This is a genomic window from Bordetella genomosp. 7 (genome assembly GCF_002261415.1).
In the GTDB taxonomy this organism is placed as follows: Bacteria; Pseudomonadota; Gammaproteobacteria; order Burkholderiales; family Burkholderiaceae_B; genus Bordetella_A.
In genome coordinates, this window is record NZ_NEVI01000019.1 from 324,765 (window position 1) to 335,994 (window position 11,230).

An 11,230-nucleotide genomic window follows, 5' to 3' on the forward strand; every position below is an offset into this window, starting at 1 on the left:
TCATAAAGGGCTCGCCAGTTATAGGGGCAATCCGCAGAATTTCAAGACCCGGGAGTATCGTTGGCCTATCACCCCTGAGCACCCAAGACATTGTTTTTCGTCAAGGTCGACACTCGCCCCCATCGATAAACTGTGCTCTTGTGCGACGCGTCACCGGCGTACCGCCCGGCTCGCCATCGCCTTATTACCGGAGATTCCCCATGTTGGTCAAAGCCTCACTCGCCATTCTGCTCTCGGCCGCCGCCCTGCCCGCGCTGGCCGCGCAGTGCGAAACCACCGTCGAAAGCAACGACGCCATGCAGTTCCTCACCAAAGAAATCGTCGTCGACTCCAGCTGCAAGCAGTTCACCGTGCACCTGAAGCACGTGGGCAAAATGGCCAAGGCCGCCATGGGCCACAACTGGGTACTTACCAAGCAGGCCGACATGCAGCCCGTGGCCACCGACGGCATGAGCGCCGGCCTGGCCAACGACTACGTCAAGCAGGGCGACGCCCGCGTCATCGCACACACCAAGGTCATCGGCGGCGGCGAATCCGATTCCGTCACGTTCGACACCGCCAAACTGGCCGCCGGCGAAAACTACGCGTTCTTCTGCTCCTTCCCCGGCCACTGGGCCATCATGAAAGGCACGCTCAAGCTGGGCAGCTGATCCCCCGGCATGCCATCGGGCGCCCCCAGCGGGCGCTTTTTTTATGCCCTTTCTCCATTCTTGACTTCAGACAAGGCAGCGCCGGCACGCGCTGCTTAGGATGGTGCGCAAACAAGTTCACAGAGTTGTCGCATGCCAAGGCGCACCGTTTCACCAGGCTTCATCCCCACGTTTCGGGCGCTGTTTGTTCTTTTCCTGGCTTTGGCCGCCCTGCTGGCCGCGCCGGCCCACGCGCAGCGCCTGGCGCACTTTCTCGCCGCGTACCCGCCCGCCGAACTCTACCCCGGCGCCGACCGCATCGGCCCTCCCGAAGGCAAGCCGCTTGCGGCCCGGGCCTATGCCGGCAACCAGCCGCTGGGGTACGTCTACCTGACGACCGACATCGTCAACACCCGCGGCTATTCCAGCAAGCCCATCGACATCATCGTCGCCCTGGCCGACAACGGCCAGATCGCCGGCGCACGCCTGGTCGAACATCACGAGCCCATTGTCCTCATCGGCATCCCGCAGTCCAAGGTCGAAGCCTTCATCCATGGCTACGTGGGGTTGAATTTCATCGAATCCCCGCCGCGCCATGGCGCCCCGCCCCCCGTCGACATCATCAGCGGCGCCACGGTCACCCTGATGGTCATCGGCGACAGCATCACCCGCTCGGCCATCGCCGTCGCCCGCGCGCACGGCATAGGCGGCGCGGCCCAGCCGTCCGGCCCCGGCCCCGCCCAGGCCCCGTCCGCGCCGGCGCGCGAACCCGACACCACGCTGGCGCCCGCCCAATCCTGGCAAACCCTGCTCGACAACGGCGCTGTCCGGCGCCTGCAGCTATCGGTCGGCGACGTCAACCAGGCGTTCGCCCAAACCGGCCGCGCCGATGCCGCCGCGCGCCCCGAAACCGCCAACCCCGCCGACCCCTTCATCGACCTGTACGTGGCGATGGTCAGCGTGCCCACCATCGGCCGCAGCCTGCTGGGCGACGCCGCCTGGCAGCACCTGTCGCAGCGTCTACAGCCCGGCCAGCACGCCGTGCTCGTCGCGGGCAACGGCGCTTACTCGTTCAAAGGCTCGGGCTACGTGCGGGGCGGCATCTTCGACCGAATCGAAATCATCCAGCAAGAAGCCAGCTTCCGTTTCCGCGACCGCAACCATCAACGCCTGGCCGATGTCGCCGCGGCCGGGGCGCCCGCGTTCGCCGAAGTCGCCCTCTTTGTCGTGCCCGACGACGCCAGCTTCCACCCAGTGCAGCCGTGGCGCCTGCAACTCCTGGTGCAGCGCGTACTCAGCGTACAAGACAAGGCGTTCGTCACCTTCGACCTGCCCTACGAACTGCCCCAGGCCTATACGCGCCCGACCGCGGCGGTCTCGCAGTCCGAGCCCGCGCCCGCCGCCGCGGCCCAGCACGCGCCGCAGGCCGCCCCCCATGACGCGTCCGCCCTCGACGCCGCCCCCGCCCTCTGGAAGCAGATCTGGGCCGCCAAACAAGGGCAAGTAGCCATCCTGGCCATCGGCCTGGCGGTACTGGTGGGCATCTTCTTCTTCCAAGACCAGCTTGCCCGCCGCCCCATCCTGTACGACCGCACGCGCCTGGCGTTCCTGGCCTTCACCCTTTTCTGGATCGGCTGGTACGCGCAGGCCCAGCTGTCGGTGGTCAATGTCCTTACGTTCACCACCGCGCTGCGCACCGAATTCCGCTGGGACGCCTTCCTGATGGATCCGCTCGTGTTCCTGTTGTGGTGCGCCACCGCCATCTCCATGGTGTTCTGGAACCGTGGCGCATTCTGCGGCTGGCTGTGCCCCTTCGGCGCCCTGCAGGAACTCGCCAACCGCGCAGCCAGGCGGCTGGGCATCCGGCAGCTTGCCGTGCCGCACGGGGTCAACCAGCGCCTGGCCACGCTCAAGTACGTCATCTTCCTGCTGCTGTTCGGCTTCTCGCTGTACGACCTGGCCTTTGCCGAGCGCCTGGCCGAAGTCGAACCCTTCAAAACGGCCATCATCCTGCGCTTCCTGCGCGACTGGCCTTACGTGGTGTTCGCCGTGCTGCTGCTGGTGGCAAGCCTGTTCATCGAGCGCTTCTTCTGCCGATACCTGTGTCCGCTTGGCGCCGCCCTGGCCATTCCGGCGCGCCTGCGTGTCTTCAACTGGCTGCGCCGCTACCACGAGTGCGGCAACCCCTGCCAGCGCTGCAACGTCGAATGCCCCGTGCAGGCCATCGAACCAACGGGGGCCATCAACCCCAACGAATGCATCCAATGCCTGCACTGCCAGATGCTGTACCACCACGAGGGCAAGTGCCCTCACCTGATCCAGAAAAAGGCCAGGCGCGAACGCCGCAAGGCGCCACCCCACGAGGCCGTGCTGCAGCGCATGCCCAGCCCCAAGGTCCACGCCGAGCCGCCCGCCGATTTCTGACCCACCGGCACCACGCCAACACTCACTAGGAGTAACCATGTCCGATCAGAAACCAGACCGAACCGGACTCAGCCGCCGGGGCTTCCTGGGCACCGCCGCATTGTCCGGCGCCGCAGGGCTCATGGGCGGCGCGCACCTAACCGGCGCGCACGCCAAAGACAACAAATCGGCCGGGCAGTCTGGCCACATCGCCCCCGGAGAACTCGACGAATACTACGCGTTCAACTCCGGAGGCCAATCGGGCGAAGTCCGCATCCTGGGTCTGCCGTCCATGCGCGAACTGATGCGCATCCCGGTGTTCAACCATTGCAGCGCCACCGGCTGGGGCGTCACCAACGAAAGCCGCCGCGTACTTACCGAGGGCCTCACGCCTGAAACCCGCGAGTTCCTCAAAGACAAGGGCGGCGTGTTCCTCAATGGCGATGCCCATCACCCGCACATGTCGTTCACCGACAGCACGTACGACGGGCGCTACATCTTCATCAACGACAAGGCCAACAATCGCGTCGCCCGCATCCGCTGCGACGTGATGAAAACCGACAAAATCATCGAAATCCCCAACGCGTCGGGCATTCACGGCCTGCGTCCGCAACGCTATCCGCGCACGGGCTACGTGTTTGCCAACGGCGAACACATCGTCCCGCTGCCCAACGACGGCATCAAAACCGACAACCCCAAAGAAAACTACTTTGCCATCTACACCGCCATCGACTGCGACACCATGAAAGTCGCCTGGCAGGTGCTGGTAGACGGCAACCTCGACAACGGCGACGCCGACTACCAGGGCAAATACGCCTTCGCCACCTGCTACAACTCCGAAAAAGGGGTAACCGTCGAAGAAGCCTCGGCCAACGAGCAAGACTGGGTCGTGGTCTTCAACATCAAGCGCATCGAAGCCGCCGTCAAGGCCGGCGACTTCAAAACCATGGGCGGCGTGCCCGTCGTCGACGGCCGGCACGGCTCCAAGTACACGCGCTACATTCCGGTGCCCAACTCGCCGCACGGCTGCAACGCCGCGCCCGACGGCATCCACGTCGTGCTCAACGGCAAGCTCTCGCCCACCGTCACCGTGCTCGACGTGCGCAAGCTCGACGACCTGTTCGACGACAAAATCCAGCCGCGCGACTGCGTGGTGGCCGAACCGCAGCTGGGCCTGGGTCCCCTGCACACCGCCTTCGACGGCCGGGGCAACGCCTACACCACGCTGTTCATCGACAGCCAGATGGTCAAGTGGAACATCGACAAGGCGCGCCGCGCCTACCAGGGCGAAAACGTCGACCCCATCCTGCAGAAGCTGGACGTGCACTACCAGCCCGGGCACAACCACAGCACCATGGGCGAAACCCGCGAAGCCGACGGCAAGTGGCTGGTGTCGCTGAACAAGTTCTCGAAAGACCGCTTCCTGAACGTAGGGCCGCTCAAACCCGAAAACGACCAGCTCATCGACATCTCGGGCGACGAAATGAAGCTGGTGCACGATGGCCCCAGCTTCGCCGAACCCCACGACATGCTGCTGGTGCACCGGTCCAAGGTTCATCCGGTCAGCGCCTGGAAGCGCGACGACCCCATGTGGGAAGACGCCCGCCAGATGGCCAAGAAAGACGGCGTGGTGCTCGAAGAAGCCGCCAAGGTCGTACGCGACGGCAACAAGGTGCGCGTGTACATGATCGCCGTCGCGCCCATGTTCAGCATCCAGCACTTCGAAGTCAACCAGGGCGATGAAGTCACCGTCGTCGTCACCAACATGGAAGTCATCGAAGACCTTACCCACGGCTTCACGCTCGAAGGCCACGGCATCGCCATGGAAATCGGGCCACAGGCCACGGCGTCGGTCACCTTCACTGCCGACCGGCCAGGGGTCTACTGGTACTACTGCCAGTGGTTCTGCCATGCGCTGCACATGGAAATGTCCGGGCGCATGATCGTGCGGCCCAAAAAGGCCTAGCGCGCATGCCTGATGTGCCTCGCGCCGCCTTGCGCGGCGCAGCCGCCATCGCCGCCGTCCTGGCCGGGCTTGCCCTGCCCGGCACGGCGGCATCGGCCGCCATTCAGGTACCGCCCGGCGCCGATCTGCAGCAGGCCGTATCGAATGCCGGCGAAGGCGATGTCTTGCAGCTGGCGCCCGGCACTTACCCGGGCAACCTGGTCATCACCAAACCGCTTACGCTCGAAGGCCCGCCCGACCGGTCCGCCGTCATCGTAGGCGAGCGCCGCGGCCGCACCGTATGGGTGCAGGCGCCGCACGTCACCCTGCGCCACCTGGGCATCCGCCAGTCGGGGCTGAGCCTGCCCGACATGGACGCCGGCGTCTTCCTCGACCGCACGGCCCACCACGCCGTCGTCGAGCACAACGACATCATCGACAACCTCATGGGCGTGTACGTATGGGGTCCCACCGCCGCCCTGGTACGCGCCAACCGCATCGTCGGCAACACCGAACTGCGCATGTCCGAACGGGGCAACGGCGTATCCGTATGGAACAGCCCCGGCAGCCGGGTGTTGAACAACGACATATCCGCCGGGCGCGACGGCATCTTTTCCAACACCAGCAAAAACAACCTGTTCAGCGGCAACCGCTTCCGCCAGCTGCGCTATGCGGTGCACTACATGTACACCAACGACAGCGAAGTCAGCGACAACATTTCCGAAGACAACGACATCGGCTACGCCATCATGTATTCGCACCGGCTGGTGGTGCGCAACAACGTCGCGCTGCGCAGCCGCGACCAGGGCCTGATGTTCAACTACGCCAACGACGCCACCATTACCGGCAACAGCGTGCGCGGCGGCGGCAAATGCGCGTTTCTGTACAACGCCAACAACAACCGCTTCGAACTCAACCACTTTCAGGATTGCGACATCGGCATTCACTTCACCGCCGGATCCGACGGCAACACCATATCCGGCAACGCGTTCATCAACAACCAGAACCAGGTCAAGTACGTGGGCACCCGCGTCATCGACTGGTCTCGCGACGGCCGGGGCAACTACTGGAGCGACAACACCGCCTTCGACCTCGATGGCGACGGCATTGCCGACACGGCATATCGCCCCAACGGCATCATCGACCAGATCCTCTGGCGCGCCCCGGCCGCGCGCATCCTGCTCAACAGCCCGGCCGTATCCATCGTGCGCTGGGCGCAGGCACAGTTTCCCGCACTGCTGCCCGGCGGCGTCATCGACAGCGCGCCCCTGATGCGCCCGCCGCCGCTGCCGGCCGCCGTTTCACCAGAAGCATCGCCATGACTACCACGCAAGTCGAACTTGCCGCCGCCGCCCGGCATTACGGCGCCCATCGCGCGCTGGACGGCGTGCATCTGCAATTGCAGGCCGGCGAATGCGTCGCCCTGGCCGGCCACAACGGCGCCGGCAAAAGCACGCTGATCAAGCTCATACTGGGGCTTATCCGCCCCACCCAGGGCCGCGTACTGCTCATGGGGCACGACGCCGCCAGCCGCCAGGCCGCGCGCCTGCGCCATCACATCGGCTACCTGCCCGAAACCGTGGCGCTGCACCCCGCCATGACCGGCGCCGAAACCCTGGACTTCTACGCCCGCCTCAAGCGCCAGCCCGTGCGCCGCAACGCCGCCCTGCTCGAGCGCGTGGGCATCGCCGACGCCGCCCGGCGGCGCGTGGGCGGCTATTCCAAAGGCATGCGCCAGCGCCTGGCATTGGCCCAGGCCTTGCTGGGCCAGCCCCGCATCCTGCTGCTGGACGAACCCACCACCGGCCTGGACCCGGCCTCGCGCCTGATGTTCTACGACATCGTGCGCGAACTGCGCAACGCCGGCGCCACCGTCCTGATCAGCACCCATGCCCTGGCCGAAATCGCGTCCCAGGTCGACCGCGTCATCATCATGAAGCGCGGCCGCAAAATCGCCGACGGCACGCTTGCACAATTGCGCCAATCCATCGGCATCCCCCTGCGTATCGCCGTCACCCTGTCGCAACCGGCGCCCGCCCATGCCCTGCCCCACCCCTGGCAGCAAACCGCGCCCGCGCGCTTTGAATGCCTGTGCACCGAAGCCAGCAAGGTCGACACCCTGCGCGGCCTGGGGGCCATCAGCCTGCCCATTGCCGATATCGACGTCCACGCGCCCGGCCTGGACGAAATCTACGCGCACCTGCTCGAACGGACCCCATCATGAACGCCGTACTCGCCATCATCGGCAAAGAAATCCGCGACGGCCTGCGCAACCGATGGGTGCTGGCCACAGCGCTGCTGCTGGCCGCGCTGGCGCTGTCCCTGGGCCTGCTGGGCAGCGCGCCCACCGGCGACGTCAAGGTCGATCCGCTTACCGTCACCGTCGTCAGCCTGTCCAGCCTGTCGATCTTCCTGGTGCCGCTCATCGCCATGCTGCTGGCCTACGACGCCATCGTCGGCGAAATCGACCGCGGCACGCTGGCCCTGCTGCTCAGCTACCCCGTATCGCGCTGGCAAGTCATCGTAGGCAAATTCATCGGGCACCTGGCCATCCTGGCCCTGGCCACCACGGCCGGCTACGGCTTTGCCGGCCTGGCCTTGCAGTGGCTGCACGGCGGTGCCGACGCCGCCGCATGGCGCCCCTTCGCCATGCTGATCGCCGCCAGCGTGCTGCTGGGCGCCAGCTTCCTGGCCATGGGTTATCTCATCAGCACCCTGGTGCGCGAACGCGCCACCGCGGCGGGCATCGCCATCGCCGTCTGGCTGTTCTTCGTCGTCATCTACGACATGGCCCTGCTGGGCCTGCTAGCCGCCGACCAGGGCCGCAGCGTCACCCCCGCAGTACTCGACATCCTGCTGCTGCTCAACCCATCCGATGTCTACCGGCTGATGAACCTTACCGGCTTCGAAAACATCGCCATGTACGCCGGCATGGCAGGCGTCGGCAGCCAGGCCAGCCTGGCCGTGTCCACCCTGGCACTGGCCCAACTGCTGTGGATCGCCGTTCCCTTCCTGCTGGCGGCCCTGTGCTTTCAACGCAAATCCCTATGAACCCATTGCACCACCTTCGCCGCCCCGCCCGGCTGCTGGCCGGCGCGCTGCTGGTGGCCACCCTGGCCGCCTGCGGCAACGACACCCAACAGGCGGCCGACATGCCAGCCCCCCACACCAACCTGGCCGACGCCGTCGGCCACTACTGCAGCATGGCGCTTGACGAACACACCGGCCCCAAAGGCCAGATCTTCCTGCAGGGGCGCGACACGCCCGTATGGTTCTCGGCCATCAAGCAAGTCTTCGCCTACACCGTACTGCCCGAAGAACCCAAAACCATCCGCGCCATCTACGTCAACGACATGGCCGGCGCCGAACTCGGCCGCGAACCCGATCCCGCCGCCTGGATAGACGCCCGCCAGGCCCACTACGTCATCGAAAGCCGCTACATCGGCGGCATGGGCGCCGAAGACGCCATGCCATTCAGCCAGCGCAGCCAGGCCGAAGCGTTCGCCCAGATCCACGGCGGCCGCGTGCTGGGCTTTGCCGACATACCCGAAAGCTACATCTTCTCGCAACAGCCGCCCGTCGCGGCCCCCTGATCGTCGAGACCAACATGAGCACCCCGCTGCCCGCCCGCCGCCGCTTTATCGGCATCACCGCCGCCGCCGCGGCCCTGTCCCTGGCGCCCGGCGCGCTGTGCCTGGCGCACGCTGCTTCCCGGCCCCAACCCGCCCAAGGCATCAACCCCATCACCTGGCGCGGCGTCGCCCTGGGCGCCGACGCCGAACTGCGCCTGTACCACCCCAGCCCCGCATTTGCCCAGCGGCTGCTGCACCAGGCCCTGGCCGAAATCCACCGCCTGGAAAACCTGTTCAGCCTGTACCGCCACGACAGCGCCCTTGCCCAGCTCAACCGGCAAGGCCACCTGGCGCATCCGCCCGCCGACCTGGTGCGGCTGCTTAGCGAAAGCGCCCACTACAGCCGGCTGACCGGCGGCGCCTTCGACCCCAGCGTGCAGCCCCTGTGGAACCTGTACGCGCAACACTTCCAGCAGGCTGGCGCCAACCCCGCAGGCCCCGCGCCCCGCGCCCTGCAAGATGCCCTTAAACGGGTCGGCTACCAACACATCCACATCAGCCGCAGCCACATCCGCCTGCAGCAACCCGGCATGGCCCTGACACTGAACGGCATCGCCCAGGGCTACATCACCGACCGCATCACCGACCTGCTACGCGCAGGCGGCCTGCCCCGCGCCTTGGTCGACCTGGGCGAAATCCGGGGCCTGGACGACCAGCCCGGCTCGGCCCCATGGCGCGTAGGCCTGGCACGGCCCGACCAACCCAATCAAACCCACACCACCGTCGCCATCCGTAACCAGGCCCTGGCAACATCGGGCGGCTACGGCACCCCGCTGGACCCGGCCGGCCGCCACACCCACCTGTTCAACCCCCACACCGGCCACGCCCAACCACGCCATCGCAGCGTATCGGTACTGGGCGGCACCGCCACCATGGCCGACGCCCTGTCCACCGCGTTCTCCAACATGCCCCTGGCCGACACCGCGCCGTTAGTGCAGCAACTGGGGCTGACAGCCTGGTTCGTACTGGCAGACGGCACCGTCCAGGTCCAGGGCAGCCCGCCACCTGCGCAAAGTTGAAAGTCAGCTTATAATTGCCAGCTTTCCGCCAGCCAACCTTCCCAGGTTGCGCGCCCCCCGTGCCCGGGTGGTGAAATTGGTAGACGCAGGGGACTCAAAATCCCCCGCCGCAAGGCGTGCCGGTTCGATTCCGGCCCCGGGCACCACCGACCTCATAACGGCCCGCAAAGCCGCATGAATGCTAGAGGGTGGAGTGTGGCAGTGGTGAAATTACCACGCAGATTACCACACCCCTTACCCGCACCTCTACGCTTTACCGTCAGGCTCCGGCTTAGATGAGGCCCGCTCGGGCTGCTGCTCGGGTGCTCATCCAGGTCCCCTGAATGCGTACCATCTGCTCACCCTCAGCGGTCACCTTGGTCTCAAACCCTCGGGCCTGAAGTGCGTCCCCGCTGGGTGCAACTTGGTCCATGTATCGGGCGATCAGCGGACGCCATCCGGACATGCTATTCCCGTAAAGCTGCCCCTCAAGGGCAACCCTGAGGGCATCCTTGTTATCGGGCTCTCGGGCGAACTGGTAGAAGTCCTGAAGGTCGGCGGGAGACAGTCCCATCTGAGAAGCCAGGAACGAGTCTGCCTGCGCCTGATAGGCATCAATGATGAACTGAGTCCGCCCCTGAGCCTCGGCCAACTCCATACCAGTGCTGCGGGCCACACCTACCGCGATGTCTTCCATCGAAATATCGCCCATCGCGCCAGCGATAGCGGACGCCATGCCGTTCTGAATCGCTCCATGTGGGATGCCTGCTGCGGCTTGGTCAATGCCGTTCACAACCTCCTCCGGCATTACGGCCAAATCAGCATCATCGCCACCCTGCTGCTGCTGTGGCTGCTGGGCACCTCGCGGCTGTTCGCTCCGCTGGTCCTCACCACCAGCCAGGACATAGCCGTCACCCTGTTTGATGAGGATGCCTGTCTGTACGAAGGTGCTCACCGCAGCAGGCACGCCACCGATGGACACCACGGTGTCATCGCTAATGTCATTTGTAGGTGAGCCGTGGGGAGTCCGCGCGGTGCTGCGCCAGTCTTCCTGAGCATACGGAGAGAAGTCCTTACCAGTGTCAAAGCTGGTCACGCCAGAGGTAGACGTGACGACCTCGCTACCGTTGATCGTGATGGTATGGACTCCGCTCTGATTTGCGAGAGTCTGTGAACCACCCGCGTCGATAGCGTCCAGCGGCTGGCCGTCATCCTGACCGACCGAATACGATTGAAAATTGCCCATGATGAAACTTTCCTTGTTGTCTTGTTGATTAGATGAGGCCGCTCTTGCGGGCCTCAGTGATACGGATGAATGCACCTCCGACCCATACGCGGTCATCCTTCGCCATATCTCCAGGCAACACTTGGTAGCCTCGCATCTGGAGGCCGATGAGGCTGTAAGGGTCCGGCTGGAAGAGGTCCGAGGAAGGCGAAGCAGCAGGGGCTAACGGAGTGTTGTAGCGGTCTGCGGTGACCCACGTATCCCCATCACTCGGGGTTGTCAGAAATTCCGTGTTTAAGGCGGGTTAAAAATCAAACGGAAGGACGGACGAAGCGATCTTCATAGAGGATAGCAAACTGGATCATGGCCTGTTTCCAATCACGGGCCGGACGGCCCCA

9 protein-coding genes and 1 tRNA gene are annotated in these 11,230 nt (G+C 65.4%); 9 read left to right on the forward strand and 1 reads right to left on the reverse strand.

The features are described from left to right. Positions 1-200 precede the first annotated feature (200 nt). The 9 genes from azu (at position 201) to CAL18_RS15985 (ending at position 9,774) form a co-directional block, all read left to right on the forward strand. Positions 201-650 carry an azurin gene (azu, locus tag CAL18_RS15945; protein WP_094818287.1) on the forward strand — a complete coding sequence of 150 codons (450 nt, stop codon included), beginning with the start codon at positions 201-203 and terminating at the stop codon, positions 648-650. A 132-nt stretch (positions 651-782) separates the two neighbouring features. Then, entirely contained in the window at positions 783-3,053 is a 2,271-nt protein-coding gene (locus tag CAL18_RS15950; RefSeq protein ID WP_094818288.1) for a NosR/NirI family protein, read from the forward strand. Positions 3,054-3,090: 37 nt separating this feature from the next. Beyond that, on the forward strand, positions 3,091-4,998 hold the full coding sequence (gene nosZ, locus CAL18_RS15955) for a TAT-dependent nitrous-oxide reductase (RefSeq protein ID WP_094818289.1): 1,908 nt from the start codon (positions 3,091-3,093) through the stop codon (positions 4,996-4,998). Positions 4,999-5,003: 5 nt separating this feature from the next. Further along, on the forward strand, positions 5,004-6,299 hold the full coding sequence (locus tag CAL18_RS15960; RefSeq protein ID WP_094818290.1) for a nitrous oxide reductase family maturation protein NosD: 1,296 nt from the start codon (positions 5,004-5,006) through the stop codon (positions 6,297-6,299). Further along, positions 6,296-7,201, forward strand: coding sequence for an ABC transporter ATP-binding protein (locus CAL18_RS15965; protein WP_094818291.1), 906 nt, complete (start codon positions 6,296-6,298; stop codon positions 7,199-7,201). Before CAL18_RS15960 ends, CAL18_RS15965 begins: the two co-directional genes overlap by 4 nt. Beyond that, the gene (locus CAL18_RS15970; protein WP_026638975.1) at positions 7,198-8,028 is read left to right on the forward strand and encodes an ABC transporter permease; all 831 of its coding nucleotides are present in this window, start codon (positions 7,198-7,200) and stop codon (positions 8,026-8,028) included. The genes CAL18_RS15965 and CAL18_RS15970 overlap by 4 nt, the downstream gene beginning before the upstream one ends. Further along, complete coding sequence (locus CAL18_RS15975) at positions 8,025-8,570, forward strand: nitrous oxide reductase accessory protein NosL (protein ID WP_094818292.1); 546 nt, start codon at positions 8,025-8,027, stop codon at positions 8,568-8,570. Before CAL18_RS15970 ends, CAL18_RS15975 begins: the two co-directional genes overlap by 4 nt. A 14-nt stretch (positions 8,571-8,584) precedes the next feature. Then, complete coding sequence (locus tag CAL18_RS15980; protein WP_094818293.1) at positions 8,585-9,628, forward strand: FAD:protein FMN transferase; 1,044 nt, start codon at positions 8,585-8,587, stop codon at positions 9,626-9,628. 61 nt (positions 9,629-9,689) lie between these two features. Then, positions 9,690-9,774 (forward strand) — tRNA-Leu (locus tag CAL18_RS15985). 125 nt (positions 9,775-9,899) lie between these two features. Here the strand turns inward: CAL18_RS15985 and CAL18_RS15990 are convergent. Next, on the reverse strand, positions 9,900-10,853 hold the full coding sequence (locus tag CAL18_RS15990) for a hypothetical protein (RefSeq protein ID WP_094818294.1): 954 nt from the start codon (positions 10,851-10,853) through the stop codon (positions 9,900-9,902). Between the last annotated feature and the right edge of the window lie 377 nt (positions 10,854-11,230).